The following is a 22,013-nucleotide window of genomic DNA, read 5'->3' on the forward strand; positions in this document are numbered from 1 at the left end:
CTTTCCGTGAAAATCAATGAACCGAGGTGACTCCGCAATGATTTTCGGCTCCTACGCTATGACGTTAGTCAGCAGTTCCCCCAGCAATTGGTTTATGAATACGATCGCATTCTGGACGTTTCTTTTGCTTGGCAGCATGTGTATCGGTGGATTCTTTATGATGCGCAAGTTTTTGAAAGTGCTCCCAAAAGCGGACGGCAAATCCAAACTGGATTGGCAAAATTACTGGGTAGAAACAAGCCGCCACCTGTGGACGGACGAAGCCAAGGCTTTTCTGGATCAACTCGTAGAGCCTGTACCCGGTCCGTTTCGCGATATCGCCAAACATTCAATTGCAGCAGAGATTGGTAAAATTGCTGTTGAAAACAAGGCAACCGAGGTGTCCCGAGATCACTGCATCAAAGGATACATTATAGCCACACCGAAGCGTGATAATAAGTTTTTGGTCAAATTTTTGGAGAAAAACCAAATTGATTACTCGCCTTATAAACATCTGATGAATAAATAAAAGAAGTTTCCATTGTGGACGGAATCACATACTCATCTCCAACACACGAGCTCCATCAGGTAAGTCATTCGCAGACAGGCATTGCTTACCGCCGGGGCTGTTTGTTGATCCGCCATATATGAAATTTACAATACAGGAGGGCTGAAGCATGAAAATCGCCATATGTGGAGGAACAGGTTTTGTGGGAAGTGCACTTGTAGATTACTGGCTGCAAGCAGGTCATCAGGTTCAGATTATCACGCGCAAACTGCCTGATCTTCATGATCCCGGTGAACGACTTACATATATATCTTGGGAACAGCTTGAAGAAAGACCTCATCTGCTGGAAGGTTTGGATGCTCTGGTGAACCTTGCCGGGGAAACGCTGAATCAGCGCTGGACGACCAAGGCCAAGCTGGAGATTGTGGAATCGAGAGTAACGACAGTATCCAAGGTAGCCCGGCTGCTGGCTAAACTTGAACATAAACCGGAGGTTGTCGTGCAGGCATCCGCCATGGCTATATACGGAACCTCTCCGTCGGAGACCTTTGATGAAAGTTCCCCGCAAAAATCAATGAACTTTCCGTCCCGGGTTGCCGAACAATGGGAGATTGCTGCAGATGCCATCCAGGATGTGAGACTGGTCAAAATTCGTGTCAGCCTCGTACTTGGTCATAAAAGAGGAGCCTTTCCGTTAATGAAGCTGCCATATATGCTTGGTGTAGGTGGCAAAATTGGCAGTGGCAAACAGTGGACGACCTGGATACACATATTGGATATTGTAAGGCTCATTGATTTTACGATACATAATAAGGAAATCTCGGGTCCGGTGAATGCATCCGCTCCGAATCCCGTAACCAATGACGAGTTTGGACGCACAGTTGGCAAGGTCTATCATCGTCCACACTGGTTCCCGGTCCCCGGTTTCCTGATTAAAGCAGTGGTCGGAGAACTCTCTGTTGTATTACTTCAGGGGCAGCGTGTCATTCCGCAGAAGGCGCTGGATCACGGGTTCGAATTCACCTTCCCAACCTTAACCGATGCCCTGGAAGATTTGAAGCATCGCGGATTATCCGACTGAACGGTAGGTATAGACGGATTCTGCCAGCATGAAGGTATCCCCGTCTTCCAGTGGATATTCCTTATAAGGTGCAAGAGGCTTGCCCTGCAGAATGGTGCCATTCACAGAACCCAGATCCTTAATGACATAGCCCGATTTGTTCCGGCTCAATTCCACATGAGCACGGGACACACCGGTTGTTGAATCCACCCATTGAACCATCTCTGCCGATCGCCCGATAACAAAGGAAGCTCCCTGCACATCCATCCGCTCATTCCGGTTACTTGCCCCTAATCGGCGTTCCAGATAAAAGGATGGCGTTACTTGACCGAAGCCCTTTGCTGCCTCCCCAGTCATACTTTGCAGATTTACTGTTGCCTCCGTTCCAGATTCAGTCCGAATCAGCTCAGACGTTGGTGCAGTAATATGATCGAACTGCTGTTGGTTCATGGGTGATGATTCTGATTCTGGTTCGGTATCTAATCGTTGAAAGCGCGAATTCAGAGTTGTACTGGCAACACTCGCATACCCCTGTGCAGGTGGGTTATTGTCAGTCTTCGGCTCTGATTGGTTCCAGCGCCAGCTCTCCTGATATAGCTCTTCTGATTCCTCTTCATTTTTAGTTCGCTTATGACCTAATTTAAGAAATGAAGCTTGATCAATCCTTTTGAGCCCTGCCGCTTTGGATATACCGAATTTCCCTTTGCTAATCCAGGCCCAGCAAGCAACCGCAAGTAATGCGACACTTAGAACGATGGATATTATCATAGGTGTCTGACCGGGCTGCTCCATATAAGCGAATCTCCATACTAGGGCTATACCGACCATGCAAATAAGAATAATATACGTCACTTTAGACGTTCCGGTCTTTTGTTCCATTTCCATGTTCTCATCAAATGAAGCTTCGTTAGAATTGTTCACCGCTGGGTCGGTCCTGTCTGTAAAAGGAGATGAGACTCCTCTAGAATCACGTGTGCTCAGGAAGTTTGGACTTATACTTAACCTGTTACTGTTTGCCCCTTCCTGCTCCAATACTTGATCCGGCTGTTGACGAGAATTGGAGTATGTTTCAGCCCGCATGTTGTCTTGGTCAGGCTTCGATCGGTCGTGTTGTCTATGTAAACGTGGCAATTGTGCAAACTCAGGTTCAGATTGAACATAAGCAGAACGTTCGTTCACAGTCCTATTCTCTCTAGGCTCGTTCACACGGGAAGACAAAAATGTTGAGCTACCGAGCCCTGCTTGTTCATCCGCGTAGAGTTCCAGTAACAATTCCCGCAGCTGTCCAACATCCCACCGTTCGTCATCACATAGCTGCAAAACCCGCTGAATGCCTTCACCCTGCAACTCCTGCACATGAGCCATCAGCCGGATGACCAGTTCACGAAATTGCCCCGGAGTCGGATCCACAACTACTGATTCCTGAATCGGTACATAAACCATGCCCAGCTCCCCTTGTTCCAGTGAACCTTTTACAAATATGCTCTCTTCCTGCAGCATCAGCTTAGGGGGTTCGAGCATGTATTGACGGCATTCCGTGAAGGTATCTGCGAGTTGAAACAATAGACCGTACAGCACATGCAGTTTAATTTTGCCTGCCTTTAGGAACTGGGATAACATTTTATACCCGGAAATATCATATTGAAGAGTAACATTGCGATCCATCTCACGAATGTGGAGCGGAAGCAGTCGAGGAATATCATTGGAAGACATCATCCCCGTCTGTACACGGCTTAATTCGTCCATCCGTAATCCTTCGGCTTTTTCCAGAACCATAAATGCTCCGCCGTTTCGTATAAAATCTTTCGTTAATCCATACATGCCAATCCTCTCTTTCTGCTGTAAATTCAACTTCAACTTCAACTTTCTTTCTGTATCGTTCTATGAAATCATATAAACATAGGCACTGATAAAGCCTGGCAATACAGCCAGCATAAACGGGAACTTCAGTGTTTTCTCCTTGCTGACCAGTTTGAGTGAACCGAGCATGAAGAAGCCTGCAAGCCCACCGGCCATGTTAAGAATCCGTTTGGCTGAATCCCTGCGGAACAACAGAATAATTAAGCCGATTGCCCCGGCATATAGAACGGAATACACAACAACGTGAATTCCAAAAGAAATGCCCGTCCATGCTCCAATCCCGCCAAACAGTTTTACATCTCCAGCTCCTACTGCTCCAATCGCGTACATCACCAACAAAATGCCAAAACAGGCTGCAAACCCCGCGGCAGAGAAGATCAAGCCTTCCCATCCATCCCATATCCCATGGGCCAGCACACCCAGAGCGGTTACAGGCAACGTCAGCCGATTTGGAATTTTCATGGACCGCACATCGGTTACAAAGGCAGTCATCACGTATAAGCCACAAGCTGCAATGAACCATTCCACCCCCATCACTCCTCTATCCATATCACTATTTTCTTGATGCTACATTAAACTCCGTTGTCGTCTTGCTGCCATCCGCAGTTTCCACTACAAATGTCCAGGTCCCTTCGGTCGTGCGAGTACCTACAAACCAGTTCCACTCGATCACGCCATTCTCATCCGCTGTAGCCCAGCCAATATGCTTCGCTGTACTTTCTCCCGACTTATAAAAAATCGTTAGGTTTGCAGTGGCCCCTGGTTCCACCTGAACCTTGATTGTTGCATTATTCCCTATGTAGGCAGGCTCTGGCTTGGATAACACGGTTATTGAACCTGCAGCGTCTCCATTGCCCTCATTACTATTCGAACCTTCTCCCGTATCTCCGATCCATATGCGCTCAGCGGCAGCAGCTTGAATCCGTAGTGGTTTGCCGAGGAAAGGCACTTTAATCGGCAGTTCATAACTGAGCTCCAGCCTGAAATACGGATTCGTTTTGTTCTTGAGATCCGGCACAGATATCCCGTTAACATGTATACGCTCCATATCCAGCAATTCCGGATCTATAAAAGGTTGAAGCAAGGGTTTTATAGCTGGATCAAGTACAGTCTCGATAACGGAAGTCTTAATCTCCTGCAAGGGCTGCTCCCCACTGGATGCAGCCGCACGCATCCAATTACTTAGTGGATCCGGCAGAGACGAAGCATACTCTTCAGCCCATTCCGTTAGTGACAACTCTGGTATGCTCCAGCCACTTCCCTTCTCTTCACCACCAGCGGAATCCGATGGAGTGAAGACAAGAGAAACTGGATATATCTTGGTGGAGAGCTGCTTTACGGCTTCACCTGCTGTGCTTTGCAGGGCTGTCGAGATCAGTGTCATTTGTACGATATAGACAAGGAACATGACAAAGAACAGAAACACAGGCAGAACGAGCGAAGCTTCCAATACCATGCTTCCCTGTTCCTTTTTCGAAGAGCTTGCCTGCTTCGGCAGAGATTTCAATTGTTCCATTTTGCGCAACCGTGTTAATCGAAGCAGCCATCGTGCACATTCTTTTGGGTCTAGCTCCTGCTTCTCCATAATCCCTCCACCTGAAAAGGTACGGCTTGATTCAATAGGAATAATCCGTCCTCCGGTCTATGAATAATCGCCCATCTTCAACCTGGTCTGCATTCCCCATAACTGCACCTATACTTTTGATCACCCCTGGCAAAAACCATAACTTCACACTGCTGCGTATGTTCCCTGATGCATACGTTTGTTTTTCATCAGGATTAACGCCTGTATTCAGCCGAATCAATGCCAGCATTCTGGACATTTTTCTTTCATTGTTACTGTGCATTAAAAGGAATAGTCTTAGATGGTCCCTGTATGTAAGCTTAACCTTGATAAATTTGGACAACTCCACACTGCCCTCTTTGGAGAGCTTCACCATATCCGCTATGGCGTGGGTAATCCCGTATAAAATTGCAGCCGATAACACCAGAAGGGGATTACCGAGTTTACTGTTCTCAATTAATCCTTCTGCGGTTCGAATCGCCAAACGCATACCAAATATCTCTGCATATGCAGCTGCAATGTTGCCTGATGGATTGTGAAACCCGTAAATGATATATTCCAGCTCCTGATTCTCCAGTTTGAAGACCTCACTCGAATCCCCGCTTCCTTCAGTCCAATCGAGCAGCTGTCCAAAATCCATCGAATTGAAATAAGCGAGGGCGTATTCATTCTGGAATAATTCATCCCCTAGACTATCCAGCAGGCCAGACATCCCGCCAAATAAACTGTCCATTCCATTCATGGCGTCACCGCCTGAATCGTAAGGATCGCCTGCAATTTCCGCCTTTTTGGACTCCTCCCGGCTAGCCTGGTTAAATGCAATGTTGGCATTATAATATTGCTCCAACTGCTTGAATGCTTCCGTTGATCCGGAATGTCCATTTTCAATCTGTGACAATATGCGCTTCATGTCCTTTAATTTTGCCTTGGACTCCTTGTCGTTGGCCTTGCGCTGCGCATCAGATCCCCGACCTTCCTCAAGCAGCTGTTTGCTCTGAAGAATGACATTGGAGGCACCACTTCGTACATAAGAGTCCATGTATCGTTCTGTGACCTGACTTGCCTGTCTCACAGCAGGCTTAACAGGCACACCGCTCTGACCCGTCACATTGCGAAGCTGTGTATTCAGGTCAAGGCTGTCTTTTCTAACCTGATTAAAGTCTGAGGTTTGGGAGCGGATATGTTCTTTTAACTGATCAAACAATGCATCGGCTCTCACCAACTCAGAGGCAAGTGAACGTGTATCTTTGGCTTCGCTGCCTGATCCGGTAGATGGTGGACTCTGTCCAGGAAGGTTTGAATTCCCGACTTTTTCATAACTCGCATTCTGCGAACGGCTCTCCCCTTCAGCGATAACCCGCTTCATTTCCTCGTTAAGATTACGCGCTTCATCAATCAGAGTCTGGGCTGCCTCGAGCTTCGTTTGATGCGCCTGTTGTGCCGGCTGCAGAACCATACTTATACCGGTGACCACATTACCAACGCCTGTCCGGTAACGAGCCAGCTCCAGGATATACTGCTGCTGGTTGAATGGTAGTCCTTCATCTGCTTGTTTCTTGCTTAGATAATCCGTATAACGTGCTGCGATCTCGGCAGCAGTCTCCGGCGTTTCTTCCATCATTTCATCGTAAATGGCAGGTGAGGGAGGGCTCATGATAAGAGCAGGGAGATCTTTCAATGTATTGGCTGAATCGGTCTGATTGGCTATCGCCTCATCCAGCAAATCCTCACGCTTGTCATATAGCTTCTGTAATTTTTTGAGCAAGTCTACGGTATGCGCGGCTTCTTTCATTTCCTCCGACATTGGCTTGAAGCGATTGACCACCTCTAACGTAAAATCAACCGGAGCCCGATATTTCATGTCCTCCTGAATCTGGCGATTGAAAATATCATACCTGCCCAATTCCCGTTCCATGCTCAGGGTGCTTGTATCCCACTGTATATCCAGAATGGGGAATCCGTCCTTCACAGCCGATGGCTTCACACTATCATTCAGCACCTTGGCCATAATGGCTTCACCACTGCTATCTCCATAACCAAACAAGCCATACTCCCGGAGTGAAGTGTCGTATGCAGACATCACCGATCTCAACGCTGCATAAGCCATGCGTTCTGACTGAACTTTGAAGGCGGCTATTCGGGCATAATCGATGAATACCGCGACAAACATGTAGATTCCCGCCAGGATTAAGATCAAGAACAGGGTCACAGCACCTGATTCACCGTCTTTTTTTCTGAACAGCGCTGCTCTCCTCCTCTCTCTACTTTTTGGCTTTGCCAAAATGCTGCAGGACCTGTCCTGCTTCAGCTGCTGTACCGGTTGCCACGCCGCCTTTCCCTTTGAATTTGGCAGCATAATAACGGACCAGATCCACCGTTCGGATAAATTCCGCCGGCTCGACAACCGCTGATGAACCTTGTGTCAGAACACGGTTACCCGAATCAAACAAAAAAGAAGGAAGAGGCAAAGAAATAACCTGCTCCAGCTTGGTCGTAACTTTTCGCTGTATCAAGGAGTTCTGATACTCAATCGTTCCACGCATCCCACCTGGCATGTTCTGAACGGCTTGGGATAACTTCTGCTCAGTCAAACTCCCACCTTCACTAGCAGGCACGGGAACACTACTCTGATTATCCGCACCAGCCCAGCCAAACAGTGCTCCGAGCAATCGGTCATCCGTTAATCTCCAGTAGAGATTGTCATGTTCGCCTGCCGCTACTTCACCTGTCATGGCCTGCTTGTGACTGTTATCCCAACTGTAGGCGGCTCGTTCCGATGCAGCATAGGCATGCTGGTTCAAAAAGGTTTTTTGATACATATACATCGTGAAAAACAGAATTAACACGAGAATGAACAGCACCACCGGGAAGACCAGGGAAGCCTCGATCGTGAAGCTTCCATCTTCCCTTTTGAATCGTTTACTCAAAGAATTCATCACTCTTTTTGCTAACTTGACCAAGTAAACGAGTTACCAGGGTTTTAATTTGATCTTTGAAAATCAAGGCGATAATAATGATGACGCCAATAATCAGAATCAGCTCCAGCGTACCCAGACCGTCCTCTTCGTTCCAAAATGTACTTGCTTTGCTTTTCAATATCTCCTGCATTTCCATTCCTCCTACATATTCATCATCATAAAAGCAGGTGCTCCGATCATAACCACAATGGTAAAAAAGATCAGAACCATCGGAAACACCAGTTTGGAAGATGCCTGTTCTCCCTTAGCCCGACTGACAGCCTTGCGTTTCTCCCACAACACATGGGACAGATCCCGCAGCGCGAGTACAAAGTCACCTCCCCCACGGCGGAAATTCAGCAGAACTGTCGTCGTAAAAATCGTAACTTCCTGCACACCACAGCGGCGGCTGAACTGTTCAAACGACTGTTGAAAAGAATACCCATTGTTCCAATCACCGACTGTTTTTCGCAACTCGTTGTAGAGCGGATGGTCACGCTCCCCTTGACTTGCAACACAGTGAACGATAGCCCTTTGTACGGTTTCCCCCGCCCCAACAAGCAGCACAATCCGGTTTAACAGCTCGGGCAGCTCCATAAGAATATCCTGGTCTCTTCGCTGTACCTTGGTATGAAGATCTTTATAGAGCGCAAAAGGCAGTGCAACGGCTAGGGCAAGCCCACCTAACAGACCTCCGTTTCCGATATCGCCAACGAGTGATAACAGACAGCCCACAAGCAGCATCAGCCAGGCATACGTCAGCATTTCAGCACTATAGAGCATCGTTTTCTCTCCGCTATGCTGGATGCCGTGCATTTTCTGGATGGCATGCTGCATGCGGTACATCAGCACAGGTAATCTTCGGCCTACCTCATATCTGTCCAGTAAAAACAGAAAGGGTCCATGCAGTTTGTTCAGACGCAAGCCTTCCATATGAAGTTGGCGCAGATGGCGGTAGGTTTGTCCTCGCGTTCGATCCAGCACCAGCCACCCTGCTCCGAGCACCCCTCCGAATATAATGGGAAGCAGCATCGAATCAGCTCCTTATACTTTGATATCCATAATGCGTGTAATCCACAGGTAACAGCAGGCGAGCAATACCAAAGCCACGCTGGAGATCAGATATCCCATACCGCTATACAGTGGTTCCATGAAATCCTTGGCCGTCAAATTCAAAAAAATAAGAAAAATAAAAGGAGCGGCAAACATCGCCTTGGACTCAAACCTTTTCTGTGCCACAGCGACCATGATATCCTGCTGGATGTCCAGCTTCTCGCCAATCACAGCAGAGGTTCGGCGAACCACCTCGACCAGGTCTCCACCCGTCCGCTTGCACGTGATGAATACATCTGCAAAATTCGTTATATCCTCGATGCCAGCCCGGTCAGAAAAGTCCTGCAGCGCCTCCTCAATCGGTTGACCATATTCCATTCTTGTCCGCAAAATAGTGAACTCCCGAATGAGATCGGTATCCGCTTCAGGGTTGAGCATCCGCAGATCTTCTACCGATTCCTTAAATCCATTTTCCACGGATTTCCCCGCAGCCAGTGCAGAGGATAACGCATATAACGCTTGTTTAAAATGTAAACTCAGTGTCATTCTTCTTCGTTCCAGCAGTACCTTTGTCCAGTGTTTTGGCACCCATATGCATCCCGCAGCCAAGATCACCCCTGCCAACCAGTGGTGATAGAACAAAATACCCACACCGAAAAATAGCAGTCCACTAATCAACATGCAGACGGTTCGTTGTCTACCGGATAGCCTGTATACGGTATAATCCGTTAATACCTGTCTGGACTCACCCAACCTAATCACCTTCTAACCGCTTCAATTTACCCTGTTATCCGAATCCTCTAACTCATTATGGTACCGACCTATGTATTCACTCAGCCACTCCCCAAGCCCGGCCATTTGGATCTTCTCAACCTGCTTCAACTTTCCGACCTGTACCAACCCTCCAATGATCCTGCCTTCCCTTTCATCCCGCTCCTGGAAACGAAAAAGCGGGTTCAGCAGTACTTCTCCGTCCTTCATGCCAATGACTTCACTGATTTCCGTCACTCGCCTTGAACGGTCTCTCAACCGTGATAGATGAACGAAGATATCAATTGCCGAGCTGATCTGCTGCCGCACAACCGAAATCGGAAGCTCTGCCCCGCTGAGTACCATCGTCTCCAATCTGCTGATCATGTCCGAGATGTTATTGGCATGCCCTGTAGATAATGAACCGTCATGACCAGTATTCATGGCCTGCAGCATATCCAAGGCTTCCGCACCCCGCACTTCTCCGATTACAATCCGGTTGGGTCTCATCCGCAGTGAAGACTTGATCAGATCCCGGATGGAGATCTCACCCTTGCCCTCGGTATTGGCGTTCCGCGTCTCCAGCGACACCAGATTCGGCACCGTGACAATCTGCAGCTCGGCGGAATCTTCAATTGTAATAATTCGTTCATCCGGAGGGATGAACTGTGACAATGCATTCAGAAAGGTCGTTTTCCCTGACCCGGTTCCGCCTCCGATGAAGATATTGAATTTGCTGCGTACCAACTGCTGCAGCAGCTCGGCCGCCTCCTCATGCAGGGCACCTTTTCCAATCAGGTCCGATATGGTCATCGGTTCACTTGGGAACTTCCGGATCGTCATGGTAGGACCTTTTAGCGCAATCGGCGGCAGCACAATATTGACCCGCGAGCCGTCCTTGAGACGAGCATCCACAATGGGAGAAGACTCATTCACGATCCGGTTCACCCCGGAGACGATCATCTGGATAATATCCTCCAGCCGTTCTCTGGATTCGAATTCGAGCTGAATTTGGCTAACTTCGCCTTCCTGCTCGACAAAGATCTCCCGGTGACTATTAATCATAATCTCCGTAATGTCAGGATGATCCACCAGGGGTTGAAGAATATCCAACCCGCGAAACGAATCAAACAGCCTCTGCACCAGCGCATGTCTTTCTCCAGATGTCAGGTCACTCAGTTCCGGATCAGATAACACCTTGCGTTCAATCCCCTGCCAAAGCTCCTTGTCCCCCGCTGAAGACGTTAAGTCAAGGCCTGCCCTGACTTCGCGGCGCATGTTCTGGAATTGTTCTTCACGTTCCAAAACTCTACGGGATGCATCACTCATCATGCCCACCCATCTCCCTTATGGATGCGCCCCGTCTGCTTCAGATCATCCTCTCCGTCCTGTACAAGCATGGCACACAGCCTTTTGACCTCACGCTGAAATATGGGAGAGCTTAGCAGCACTTCCTCCTGGTGAAGCTGCTTCCAGGAAGGAATATAAGGCAGCACTGCATCCAGCTGCAGCTCAGGTCGTGGAACGGCATTGACTACGCTGTCTCGGTATTTGTTTACCACAAAGCGGGCGCGATCCAGTACACGTTCAACCAAGTCAGGCTCAGTCCGCTCTGCATGCGCCAGCCATTGGCCCCACCGGTGCATGGCAGACAGGTCATCTTCAACCAGCCATACCAAGACATCTGCTGCTTTCAAAATGCCTTGACTGCGTTCGTCCCAACCGGAGTCTCCATCCAGAATCAACACGTCATATTGCCCGGAAGCAGACAAATAATGAACGAGCCCGGTCGTATCTTCACACGACATCTGCAGCAGTTCCTTCCGGTTGGATAAGGGCCAGAATACGTCTGCCTTCAGTCCATCATGACGAAGCACGTAACCATCTATGCCCTTCGAGGGAGCCAGTGTAGTCACCTGCCCGTGCTTGCCCGACTCCTTCCTCCCGACCTTAAGATCATACAGCAGCCTAGACAGCCCGGTTTCGGCATCCGGAACACGCTGTAAGCTTCGGGATAATCCCTTCTCCAGGAACGGCAGCACGCTGTCCAGCGTTTCCAGATTAAGATAGAGCACGGCGTAGCCTGCCAGTCCGAGCTGCTTGGCCATATGCAGTGACACAGCTGTCTTGCCGCTTCCTCCCGAAGCTGACACCACTCCAATGGAAAGGGTTTGCTGCCCTGGACGGTGTACCTTTTTGCGACGAGGCTGCCGACTTGCATTCAGAACGGTATCCAACAATGCAGGCAGAGGTTGATATTTCATTAAGCGCTTGTCTTCCTCCACCTCCTCATAACCTTCACTGAGAAGCAGCCAAGGCACACCCGGACTTTCACCCATACTTTCCAGCCAGGGATTCAGAAACTCAGGTTCTGCAATAACCAGATCCGGCTGTTCCTGTCCTTCATGTTCATGCATATACTCGTGAAACGATTCCCACTGTGAAAAGGCAGTAAATCGCATTGCTGCACCAAATGAACTCCCCTGAACAAAATCAAGCCAGGCACTGACATACTCCTTGTCTTTTGAAGCAAGTACTGCCTTCAGCACGCTCAATTTCTCCTCCCCTCCCTGTAGAAAAGCACAAAAAAACACCGACCATGATCCGCATGTATTATGCAAGATTATGGACGGTGCTTCCGTCACGTGCTATGGATGTATGGATAATATAGCATACAATTTCTGGACGAGCAAGAGATTTATACAATTAACATTCGGAAGCTTCCATCCTTTATGAATGATAAGGTGCATCAAATTCAATAATGTTACGATCCGGATCAAGAACGAAAATCTGTGCAAACCCTGCAACACTATCCGGTCTCGCTTCATACTCAATTCCCTGCTGTTCCAGCCAGGCTATCGTTTCGTTGTGACTTTTCACCCAGATGGCAAAGTGACCATCCGTCGTATCAATTCCCGCCTCACGCAGTGTATGTCCTTGCGGGTGCTGGAGCAGATGCAGCTGCTGACTGCCAATCGCGTACCATGTGCCAGTAGAGCGGAAAGGCGGACGTTCAATCTCCTGCATACCTAGCAGTCCGGTATAAAATTGTTTGGCAACATCCAGATCACGCACAGCCAGGCTAACATGATGTATATGTGCATATTCAATCATCGCATAATTCTCCTTCCAATTAATAAGACATCAACATAACTTAATCGCTTACACGACTATACTATACCTTCATGCTTCCTGACCAGTTATTGAAAAGAGAAAAACATCTTCGAGGCAAGCTAGTAACCTCTCTGGGTTCACACAAACTTGGATCAAAGATGTTTTCTGATAGAACAACGTTACATGGATTCAAAAAAGGACGTTTTTTGCTTGCAGCAAGCTTGAACTTTTCCTATTTCGCGCTGTCCAATGCTTCCTGTGGAATCTCAATCTCTTCTACCTGGTTATGGTTGGAGAAGGTGCTGGTCATCTTCATGTCCATGGTGATCTTCTGGCCTTCCTGCTCCATCTCCATCACCATATTCACGTCGGTACCAACCGGAAGATACGTCTCCTTGTTCACCATATATTTCATTTGCATACTTGTAATATTCATCTGTTCAAGCATCGCTTGTGTCTGGGCGTCCGTTCCATTCTGCTCCATGACGGATTGAGCCAGTTCCTTCACGTTATCACCCGATACGTCTGCGGTAATGACATAATTGTCGCCCTCTTCGGTAATCTTGGTATCTTCCGCAATTTTATTGAATTGGTCCAATTCTTCTTCCGGGTTCAAGGTTGATTTCATTTGCTCAATCAGCTGCTTCGTTTGATCATCAGGGATTTTAACCCATTGTTCTCCCACCTGCGAATAGATGGCATCGGAAGTAATGTACTGCTTCACATTTTGTGCTTCCTGCCCTGACATTTCCATGTTCATCTCTTGATAGATCATCATGGGATCCTTGATGATGTCCATCTTCATTGTTGTTTTTACCTGTTGATCCTGTGACTGTTCACCAGCCTCCAGCTTCAAATTCTGATCAATGGTTGCATCGCTCGAGAAGCTTTTCAATTCCTTGGCTGCTTCATTCGTTTTGGTAATCAATTCTTCCAGTGTAGGGATCTGTGTTCCCTGCTCTGCAGGTGTATTGCCCTCGTTTGTTGCTTCGTTGCCAGCCGGCGGCGTTACAGTAGTGTTATCCGCATCGTCACCGCATGCTGTCAGGCTTACTGCCAATAATGCCCCGATAATGAATGTCGTCCACTTCTTCAACTGTTTGTCCTCCCAAAATAGATGTGATCCGTATTCATTACCCAAATGTTTCCTTTATTAATCATGTTTGTGGTACATGCGTTCTCAAGTACGATTTACAAAAACCGATTCTTGATCTCGGGTGTCGGCAGCATACACGCTTCGTCCTTGCCAAACCACCGGTAACGATTACGAGCCACCCAGTTATATACGGCATTACGAATGAATTTGGGCACAATAATAAAGACATATAATAATGGATACGGAAATTTCAGACCTTTGGCCAGCCGCAGTGCAGCTGTCGAACGTGTATAGTAACGGCCATTTTCGATAAGTACAAACGTATCCATGCTGTCTGTAGACAGATTTCCTTTCTTCAGCAAGTCCTTGGCTACATCGGATTGGAGCGATGCAAAATGATATTTCCCTTCCGGATCACGTTTGATAATCCATTTGGTTAATCCTTGGCAAAAGTGACAAACCCCGTCCACGAGTACAATCGGGTGTCCCTCATGCTCATCCGCTCGAATTGATGTCATAATTGAAGCCTCCTCATTTGTGCTGTTAGATTAACTTACCCACTTTTCACCTTCACGTTCGGCTATCCCCAAAATTTATACGACTCAATAGGAATTGAATAGAAAAAGAGCGCAGGCTCTAAAGCCTACGCTCGTATCTGTTTGGGCAATTACTCAGCAATTGCCTTTTCCATCCACTCATCTTCAATCATTTGTTGGTGCAGGTCTCCTGCCCATTGGTCCATGCATTTGCAAATGAAATCTTTGCGGCATACGGGACAAGGCGTTTTCTGCAGACGGCTGATCGCTGTCATCTTCCATTCCGGAGATTTGGAGTAGAATACGCGGCACTGTGTGCCATCTACCAGCTTCATCGTAAATTCATACAATCCGTCATTTTCGTTTTTGCTGGCTACTTGCAATTTTGCAATACGTGGTCTATAAGACATGGATATCACCTGTCAATTCAAATTTGTTTCCTGCATGACTTTTCTCAGTACTAAGTCATATTAAAGAAATTTTAGTTCGATGTCAACTCAGGGAGCACGAACCTCCCAGGTTATTTTGAATTGATTCCATACCCACCAAGTTATGCCACACTATCCGCCGAACAAAATATCCAATATCGTGCCTACCTGCCCCTGCTTTTTGCCTTTCAGTACATCGGGGTCGAATACTTCCACATAACCACAGGAGGAACAGGCTACGAACAAATAGTGGTTATGCTGAATATCGAACATTTTGCTAAGACCAGCCCCGGACATGGATACTTCCTTGATGTTGCAATCCGTTCCCCGACATTTCGTACATACAAACCTTCGCTCAATCATCTCTTCAATACTCATTTGCATTCCCCCTTTTTCAGATGCCTGGCATGAAGCAAGAGTATAATTATGTAAAAGAGTACGCGATTAAACCTGCAATCTCCTGCATGTCTTCTGATTTTAAATACAAAACCCTGCCGTTAGCCAGCAGGGCTTGTACCAAACAACAGGTATCCATGATAGCCTGCTTCATTTACCTCTCCCGTTACTTCAGCGGTTTTTTCGGTTTACACCACGTTCAATACGACATCAATATTCCCGCGAGTCGCTTTGGAATAAGGGCAAAAATCATGAGCTTTGCGAGCCAGATCCTCTGCCTGACTATGATCCACACCCGGCATGCTTACATCCAGCCGGACCGACAACTGGAATCCGTCATCCGCAGGGTCTTTTCCAATGGATACATTACTTGTTACAGTCACATCTTCCAGTTTAACGCCAGCTTTACGTGCCACGTTGGCAAGAGCACTTTCGTAACATGCACCATATCCTGCGGCAAAGAGCTGCTCAGGGTTCGTACCTTCACCGCCGGATCCACCCAGCTCTTTTGGCATTTTCAGATCATGTTTAAGGACTCCATCCGATGAAGTTACCGAACCTGTACGTCCACCTTTGACTGTCGCAGTTGCTGTATATAAAGCTTCCATTAGAATCTCTCCTTTTACACCAATATTTTTGCTGCCTACAATTCAATTTAAACTTCTGGCTCAATTTGAAACGGATTTGGGTTACTTCATCAGCTTCTGCATCTTTGTCATTTTCATGCATCTGGCTTTCATCAGCATAACGCCACCTATGATATACAGGTAAATTTTCTGAAGTTGGGTAATATACTAAGAGCCTGACTCCACCCGCTTCTCATTTTGTCCATCTACATAAAAGTTGCACTAGACAAAAATTATTGAATGAGTACAATGTAAGTAACAACATATATTTTCAGACATATAAAAGTGAATGCCAGGTCTTCATCATACGGAGCATCAATACGATTATTATTAAGAAGTCAGGTGAACATTTATGAGTAAAAAAAATCCATTCAGCTCTCCTTCGGCTGAACAATTGGCCGCAGCAGGCATGGCTCCCTCCCTCGGGGAAGCACACAGCTCCATGAAGGTTCCGAAAAACGTGGCCTGGTGGAAAAAATTCCTCGCCTTTGTCGGCCCAGGTTATCTGGTCGCTGTCGGCTATATGGACCCGGGTAACTGGGCAACAGATATTGCCGGGGGTTCCCAGTTCGGTTATACGCTATTATCCGTTATTTTAATCTCTAACCTTATGGCCGTCGTATTACAGTCACTTGCAGGCAAGCTTGGTATTGTAACTGGACGGGATCTGGCTCAAGCCTGCCGTGAAAGGTTCAGTATGCCAGTTGTCATTATGCTCTGGGTCTTGTGTGAATTGGCCATTGCTGCTACAGATTTGGCTGAGGTCATCGGTTCAGCCATCGCACTGAAGCTTCTATTCAACATTCCGATGTTATACGGCGTCATTATTACGGCTGTGGATGTTCTGATTATCCTTTTGCTGCAAAATAAAGGCTTCCGCGCGCTGGAAACACTGGTCATTGTACTGATGGCAACCATCGCCCTCTGCTTCGGGATTGATCTGTTTCTTGCCAAACCGGATATGGGCGGAGTGCTTACCGGCTTTGTTCCAAGTGCCGAGATACTAACGAATCCAGCGATGCTGTATATCGCCATCGGAATCATCGGAGCAACGGTTATGCCGCACAATCTGTACTTGCATTCGTCCATCGTGCAGACCCGGCAGATCGAACAGACAACTCAAGGGAAAAGAGAAGCCATTCGATACTCCACTATGGATTCAACGATCGCTTTGACCCTGGCCCTGTTTATCAACGCTGCCATACTCATTGTGTCAGCCGCTGTATTTCACAGCGCAGGCATGACACAGGTCGCTGAGATTGCAGATGCTTATCACTTGCTCACACCTCTGCTGGGCACAACCATTGCAAGTATCCTGTTTGGTGTCGCTCTGCTGGCCTCAGGTCAGAACTCTACGCTTACAGGTACACTGTCCGGACAGATTGTCATGGAAGGTTTCCTGAACATTCGGATTCCGGCTTGGCTCCGCCGGCTCGTGACCCGATTAATTGCGATCATCCCTGCCGTTATCGTGACGGCTATCGCCGGCGAACATGGAACGGAAGAGCTGCTGATTTTGAGCCAGGTAATTCTATCCTTGCAGCTGCCTTTTGCCGTTATTCCACTTGTGATGTTTACGAGTGACAAAAAAAGCATGGGCGCATTCGCCAATAAACTGTGGCTCAAAGTCGTCTCCTGGATCATCGCTGCCGTAATTGTGGTTCTGAACGTTTATCTGATCTTCCAGACCATCATGCTGTTTTAATCTATATATACGCTAAAACCGTCTCCCTCTTACCAGAGATTCATTAAAAAAGGCTGATCCCTCATCAAGAATATACTTGAAGGGATCAGCCTTTTAGCTTTGCCGTACACTTGCCTTGTCCTTTATTTAATGACGCGAAAGTCATCTTTTTTTATTTTATCCATTAACCCTCAGAAGGCACAAGCAGTGGAATAAGCTGCTCCAAGGATTCGATGGTCCAGTCTGCACGCTCTTGGCCCTCCAGCTCAGGCTGAAACCGTCCATAGCCCTGCAAAATCCGAATCGTCAACAACCCCAGCTTCTTGGCAGGAATGATATCGTTATCAATCCGATCCCCAATCATGACTGCTTCCTCGGGTTCACATCCCGCCTGCTTCAAAGCCACAGCATAGAGTTCCGGATCCGGCTTCGATACGCCTTCTTCTGCCGAGCATGCCAGTACATCCACGTACCTCCGCAGACCGTAGCTCTCCAGGCGCTCAGCTGTCCCTGGACTCTGATTGGCAATGATGCCAATTCGATAATGGTATGACAATTCCTTCAACACCGCGTCAGCAGAAGCGAAGGGCTTCTCCAGTTCCTTCCGGAACTTCAACTTCTCCTGGATCTGCTCCCTATGACGTTCATCGCTGATTAGCGTTCGAATGGCTACCCTCATGGGCCACTGCTCATAGTTTCGGTAACAGGAGGCAAATATCTCTCGCACTTCCTCTATTTTCACCGGATACCCAAGCAAGCAGGCTTCTTTTACAAACTGCCCTATAATATCATCTACCGGCTCCCATTCGTCGACCAGCGTATCTCCTACATCAAAGAACAACCATTTTAACCCCCGTACATCAGGCACGCCTATTCCTCCTTGTTAGCCACGAACGCAATCTCTATACATCAGCAATGTACACTAATGCTCAAATAAAAAAGAAGACCCACCATCATGCATGAGTCTCCTCAGAATTCCGTTTTTCCACAAGTTCAATTATAACAGGCACCTTACACCGGATCAATCGGCAGCTATCACATTAACCATTAAGCAAGAAGCCAACTTCTCCATTAAGAGAATACACAATGCGGTCAGCTCCCATCCCGCGGTAAATGCCTTTGGGGTGACTCTGTTCCGTAATTACACATAGTGATTTGGAAGTCCAGGAACGGCAGATCTGCAGATAGCGGCAGGTCAGGTTCAAACTGTTCTCGAAAATAAAAACGTTGCCTACGCTCGACTGCGGCAGAAACCACTTCTGAGCTTCAGCTGTATTCATGCGAATGACGTTCTCCACTCCGATTCTGCGGAGCTTCCGTTCTTCCCCTGCACTGTTGGTCAGAACGGCAAACGGCATTTTTTTGTACATCAACAGCTTGATAAACTTGCGCCCTGCTTCATTCGGTGCTGTTACTAAAATCATCTCATTATCCATCATTCGTTCCTCCCTTGGCGTGAAAAGACAACAAAAAAGAAGCGTGGGGGACCAAGGCCTCCCGAACGCTTCTTGAATAACCCATGACGAAAACGCCATGAATATGCGTACGGCTTGTTGCCTCTCCCTTTAACGCTTACGAGGTTAGCTGACGGATTCGGGCGCGAGAGTCGCCCTATTTCCGGCTTGCACCGAAAAATTCACCCCATGGATTAGCTGCAATGACAGCCATTCCGATTGGTTCCCCCGTTTCCCACCCATGAATGAATGGAAACTCAGCGATTAAAACATCGTTCCTGTTTCATATATTGACCAGAGCGATATTATCGTTTGTTTCGTTGTTCATGTTAAGTTTAATTGAATTAGAAATTACGATATGAATCATACACCCGCGACATGTTAGTGTAAAGTACGGTCAGATCACCGAATGGACGAATTTAAGGCATTACATATCAATGATATCGCTTACAACCTATCCATTCTCCATCCATCTCTGTGAAGCTCGCTAATTCTCGTTCTTATGAAAAACGGTTGTAATTTTAGATATATGTAAGTCAACATAGGAATTTAGTCAATTAGTTTTGCATTATCTAATTGTAAGCAATATAATATAACTATAGGAATCATTAACCCATTATACGATATGGAGGCGACTGATCATGTCCGTTTATGACTACAAAGTCAATACCCTTCGGGGCCAGGAAGTCGAGATGTCCGATTATCGCAACAAGGTGCTGCTGATTGTTAATACGGCGAGCAAATGTGGTCTGACCCCGCAATTTGAAGGCTTACAGGAACTTTATAACAAATTCAAAGACCGACAGTTTGAAGTACTGGGCTTCCCAAGCAACCAATTCGCTCAGGAAAAAGGATCTTCCGACGATATTGCAGAGTTCTGCCAGATGAATTACGGTGTAAGCTTCCCTATGTTTGAGAAAATTGATGTCAATGGCTCAAGCGCTCATCCTCTATTCCAGCACCTGACAACAGAGGCACCGGGACTGCTCGGATCCAAAGCCATCAAGTGGAACTTTACCAAATTCCTCGTTGATCAGAACGGACGCGTTGTGAAGCGTTATGCTCCAAAAACAACTCCTGACCAAATTGAGGCTGATATTGAGAAACTTCTGAAATAGATCAACATGGAGAGGCCATCATCAACAGGGAACCAGAGAAAGACCGGTTCTGTGTGAATGGTCTTTCTTTATGTTGTTCCAAACGCAAAAAAGAGGCTTTCCATATTCGGAAAACCTCTTCTTGTCGTACAATATGATGCGGTCGAGAGGACTCGAACCTCCACGGGCATACGCCCACTACCCCCTCAAGATAGCGTGTCTGCCATTCCACCACGACCGCATGTCGTAAATAATCGGCAACAAAATTGATTATACAGGATCACATTATAAAAGTAAAGCACTTTTATTAAAACTACTTTTGCACCTGTGTTTTTCCTCCAAATATCGGTTTTTATCGTCATGATCTTTTAACTGCTGCATACATTAAATTTCAAATCTTTTATATATCTTCATTTTTAATTGTAGCTCTCCATAAGAAAACATATCATATACATAACATTAATTTTATGTGTTTAAACTATTTTCAGTCACATAATGTAACATTTAAATATAATTAAAACTTAAAAACAAGAAACCATTGACAGAATACGGATATTTATGTGATTATATATATCATATAATTCGGATCTTAAACATAAAAGCTTTCGTAAATCAATATTAATGTTATATAATATAACATTTTACGAACATAGGAGGCGAAAGACCGTGAACCGTAGGAATAAGCTGCTCGATTATGTCAAACTGCTTGATTCCTCCATTCATGTCGGAGGTTTTACCCATTCATTTGGTATGGATGTACACATTGCTGAAGGCAGCATCCGAAATGCCGATGATCTGGAGTCCTTCATGCGCTGCCAGCTGCATCCCAGTATCGTTCGACTTGAGGGCATGGCGATTAAAGGTATCTACAGCGCAACAGATCATAATGACACATGGCGAACAGCACTCATTGACAAGTTGGTTCACGTTCAGCGGACTCCTTCTGATCAAAGGGAGCAAGCTGCTGCCATGGGTAAAAGACTGATCAAGCTGGCCCGGGCTCTCCACCCCTGGATTGAATTCAGTCAGCTCGAACACACCCTTGCCAAATACGAGTCTGTAGGCTGCCTCTCTACTGTTCACGCCTGGATTAACCACTACCTCGATATCCCCGTCGAGGAAGCGGTAATGGGTTACTTGCACTCAGCCATGAATGCATGCATAACCGAAGCTTCCAAAGTCCTCCCCATGCATAACGATACCACCCAGGAACTGCTGGTTCGCCTGGCCGCAGACCTGGAGCATGAATGGAATACCGTTAGCGCCTCCGCTGCGGATGGACCGGCACAGCCAACCTCCATGTCCATGAAATCGCTGTTCCCCAGCTTCTATATGCTTGGCGCAGGGCTGCATGCTTATCGCGCCTAATCTTACCACCTCCAAGCCCCCCTCATATTTCCCCAAACGAAAAAAGCACGCAGCAACCTCCTTGCTGACGTGCTTTTTCTTGTATGTCTATAGAACATCACGTTTTTACGTCATTATTTAATATTAATACACTATTTTTCATTGTTTCTAATTGTTACATGACGTAAATACGTATATAATGTAATGAACAGCTCGCATCTCCCACTATTATACACAGCCGAAGGCGGGTTGAAATACTTCTATGAGGGGTGAACCCTTTTGAACAAAAAGAAACCCGTAACTCCGTTCGGATGGGCCATCAAACGCCGCTTAACGGAGCTTCAGATGGACCAGAAAACGTTCTGCGAGAAGCACGACATCCCGCCGTATCGTTTATCCAATCTCATCCATGGCACACGAAAAGCCACCCGTTTCCGAAACCAGGTCGCAGACATTTTGCAAATTTCGGATGAACTTCGATGACACCACCATTACCCTGCCGTC

24 protein-coding genes, 1 tRNA gene and 1 riboswitch are annotated in these 22,013 nt (G+C 47.0%); of the genes, 6 read left to right on the forward strand and 19 right to left on the reverse strand.

What is annotated here, in order from left to right; translation table 11 throughout:
* The first annotated feature begins 37 nt into the window (after positions 1 to 37).
* Both GUA98_RS10780 and GUA98_RS10785 read left to right on the forward strand, forming a co-directional pair.
* Entirely contained in the window at positions 38 to 508 is a 471-nt protein-coding gene (locus GUA98_RS10780) for a DUF2621 domain-containing protein (RefSeq protein ID WP_095360610.1), read from the forward strand.
* A gap of 148 nt (positions 509 to 656) precedes the next feature.
* Entirely contained in the window at positions 657 to 1,568 is a 912-nt protein-coding gene (locus GUA98_RS10785; protein WP_095289197.1) for a TIGR01777 family oxidoreductase, read from the forward strand.
* Here GUA98_RS10785 and GUA98_RS10790 read toward each other — a convergent pair.
* From GUA98_RS10790 to GUA98_RS10865, 16 genes are all read right to left on the reverse strand, one after another.
* Positions 1,557 to 3,368, reverse strand: a complete 1,812-nt coding sequence (locus tag GUA98_RS10790; RefSeq protein ID WP_193723013.1) for a DUF6382 domain-containing protein — start codon at positions 3,366 to 3,368, stop codon at positions 1,557 to 1,559. The genes GUA98_RS10785 and GUA98_RS10790 overlap by 12 nt on opposite strands.
* A gap of 60 nt (positions 3,369 to 3,428) precedes the next feature.
* Positions 3,429 to 3,941: a prepilin peptidase gene (locus GUA98_RS10795; RefSeq protein WP_193723412.1), complete on the reverse strand. Its 513-nt coding sequence runs from the start codon at positions 3,939 to 3,941 to the stop codon at positions 3,429 to 3,431.
* 19 nt (positions 3,942 to 3,960) lie between these two features.
* Positions 3,961 to 4,992: a TadE/TadG family type IV pilus assembly protein gene (locus GUA98_RS10800; protein WP_193723014.1), complete on the reverse strand. Its 1,032-nt coding sequence runs from the start codon at positions 4,990 to 4,992 to the stop codon at positions 3,961 to 3,963.
* Between the two features lie 31 nt (positions 4,993 to 5,023).
* Positions 5,024 to 7,252, reverse strand: coding sequence for a hypothetical protein (locus GUA98_RS10805; protein ID WP_193723015.1), 2,229 nt, complete (start codon positions 7,250 to 7,252; stop codon positions 5,024 to 5,026).
* Complete coding sequence (locus GUA98_RS10810; protein WP_193723016.1) at positions 7,233 to 7,907, reverse strand: TadE/TadG family type IV pilus assembly protein; 675 nt, start codon at positions 7,905 to 7,907, stop codon at positions 7,233 to 7,235. Before GUA98_RS10810 ends, GUA98_RS10805 begins: the two co-directional genes overlap by 20 nt.
* Positions 7,891 to 8,079: a Flp1 family type IVb pilin gene (locus tag GUA98_RS10815; RefSeq protein ID WP_095289191.1), complete on the reverse strand. Its 189-nt coding sequence runs from the start codon at positions 8,077 to 8,079 to the stop codon at positions 7,891 to 7,893. Before GUA98_RS10815 ends, GUA98_RS10810 begins: the two co-directional genes overlap by 17 nt.
* 11 nt (positions 8,080 to 8,090) lie before the next feature.
* Complete coding sequence (locus tag GUA98_RS10820) at positions 8,091 to 8,960, reverse strand: type II secretion system F family protein (protein WP_193723017.1); 870 nt, start codon at positions 8,958 to 8,960, stop codon at positions 8,091 to 8,093.
* 12 nt (positions 8,961 to 8,972) lie between these two features.
* A complete protein-coding gene (locus GUA98_RS10825; RefSeq protein WP_193723018.1) occupies positions 8,973 to 9,734 on the reverse strand; it encodes a type II secretion system F family protein in 762 nt (253 codons plus the stop codon).
* Between the two features lie 21 nt (positions 9,735 to 9,755).
* Positions 9,756 to 11,060 (reverse strand): CpaF family protein, encoded by a 1,305-nt coding sequence (locus GUA98_RS10830; RefSeq protein ID WP_193723413.1) that lies wholly within the window; start codon positions 11,058 to 11,060, stop codon positions 9,756 to 9,758.
* Positions 11,060 to 12,280, reverse strand: a complete 1,221-nt coding sequence (locus GUA98_RS10835; RefSeq protein ID WP_193723019.1) for a ParA family protein — start codon at positions 12,278 to 12,280, stop codon at positions 11,060 to 11,062. Before GUA98_RS10835 ends, GUA98_RS10830 begins: the two co-directional genes overlap by 1 nt.
* Before the next feature lie 181 nt (positions 12,281 to 12,461).
* Positions 12,462 to 12,845, reverse strand: coding sequence for a VOC family protein (locus tag GUA98_RS10840; protein WP_095360620.1), 384 nt, complete (start codon positions 12,843 to 12,845; stop codon positions 12,462 to 12,464).
* 232 nt (positions 12,846 to 13,077) lie between these two features.
* Positions 13,078 to 13,941 carry a DUF6612 family protein gene (locus GUA98_RS10845; protein ID WP_193723020.1) on the reverse strand — a complete coding sequence of 288 codons (864 nt, stop codon included), beginning with the start codon at positions 13,939 to 13,941 and terminating at the stop codon, positions 13,078 to 13,080.
* Positions 13,942 to 14,036: 95 nt separating this feature from the next.
* Complete coding sequence (locus GUA98_RS10850) at positions 14,037 to 14,459, reverse strand: thiol-disulfide oxidoreductase DCC family protein (RefSeq protein WP_095289183.1); 423 nt, start codon at positions 14,457 to 14,459, stop codon at positions 14,037 to 14,039.
* A 149-nt stretch (positions 14,460 to 14,608) separates the two neighbouring features.
* Positions 14,609 to 14,887: a hypothetical protein gene (locus tag GUA98_RS10855; protein ID WP_095289182.1), complete on the reverse strand. Its 279-nt coding sequence runs from the start codon at positions 14,885 to 14,887 to the stop codon at positions 14,609 to 14,611.
* Between the two features lie 150 nt (positions 14,888 to 15,037).
* Positions 15,038 to 15,283: a zinc ribbon domain-containing protein gene (locus GUA98_RS10860; RefSeq protein ID WP_024629326.1), complete on the reverse strand. Its 246-nt coding sequence runs from the start codon at positions 15,281 to 15,283 to the stop codon at positions 15,038 to 15,040.
* Positions 15,284 to 15,489: 206 nt separating this feature from the next.
* Positions 15,490 to 15,909 carry an organic hydroperoxide resistance protein gene (locus tag GUA98_RS10865; RefSeq protein WP_095289181.1) on the reverse strand — a complete coding sequence of 140 codons (420 nt, stop codon included), beginning with the start codon at positions 15,907 to 15,909 and terminating at the stop codon, positions 15,490 to 15,492.
* 427 nt (positions 15,910 to 16,336) lie between these two features.
* On the opposite strand from GUA98_RS10865, the gene GUA98_RS10870 reads away from it, so the two are divergent.
* Positions 16,337 to 17,632, forward strand: a complete 1,296-nt coding sequence (locus tag GUA98_RS10870) for an Nramp family divalent metal transporter (protein WP_193723414.1) — start codon at positions 16,337 to 16,339, stop codon at positions 17,630 to 17,632.
* A 163-nt stretch (positions 17,633 to 17,795) separates the two neighbouring features.
* Here GUA98_RS10870 and GUA98_RS10875 read toward each other — a convergent pair whose 3' ends face one another.
* Both GUA98_RS10875 and GUA98_RS10880 read right to left on the reverse strand, forming a co-directional pair.
* Complete coding sequence (locus GUA98_RS10875) at positions 17,796 to 18,479, reverse strand: HAD family hydrolase (protein ID WP_193723021.1); 684 nt, start codon at positions 18,477 to 18,479, stop codon at positions 17,796 to 17,798.
* A gap of 172 nt (positions 18,480 to 18,651) precedes the next feature.
* A complete protein-coding gene (locus tag GUA98_RS10880) occupies positions 18,652 to 19,047 on the reverse strand; it encodes a hypothetical protein (RefSeq protein ID WP_095289178.1) in 396 nt (131 codons plus the stop codon).
* Positions 19,048 to 19,165: 118 nt separating this feature from the next.
* Positions 19,166 to 19,338: riboswitch (cyclic di-AMP (ydaO/yuaA leader) on the reverse strand.
* 368 nt (positions 19,339 to 19,706) lie between these two features.
* On the opposite strand from GUA98_RS10880, the gene GUA98_RS10885 reads away from it, so the two are divergent.
* Complete coding sequence (locus tag GUA98_RS10885) at positions 19,707 to 20,183, forward strand: glutathione peroxidase (RefSeq protein WP_095289177.1); 477 nt, start codon at positions 19,707 to 19,709, stop codon at positions 20,181 to 20,183.
* Between the two features lie 137 nt (positions 20,184 to 20,320).
* Here GUA98_RS10885 and GUA98_RS10890 read toward each other — a convergent pair.
* Positions 20,321 to 20,403: transfer RNA gene (locus tag GUA98_RS10890), tRNA-Leu, on the reverse strand.
* Positions 20,404 to 20,828: 425 nt separating this feature from the next.
* Here GUA98_RS10890 and GUA98_RS10895 point away from each other — a divergent pair.
* Positions 20,829 to 21,530 (forward strand): urease accessory protein UreF, encoded by a 702-nt coding sequence (locus tag GUA98_RS10895; protein ID WP_193723022.1) that lies wholly within the window; start codon positions 20,829 to 20,831, stop codon positions 21,528 to 21,530.
* Between the two features lie 258 nt (positions 21,531 to 21,788).
* Complete coding sequence (locus GUA98_RS10900) at positions 21,789 to 21,992, forward strand: Rha family transcriptional regulator (protein WP_095289174.1); 204 nt, start codon at positions 21,789 to 21,791, stop codon at positions 21,990 to 21,992.
* Positions 21,993 to 22,013: the final 21 nt, after the last annotated feature.

The organism is Paenibacillus sp. P13VS (assembly GCF_015143645.1).
Taxonomy (GTDB): Bacteria; Bacillota; Bacilli; order Paenibacillales; family Paenibacillaceae; genus Paenibacillus; species Paenibacillus xylanilyticus_A.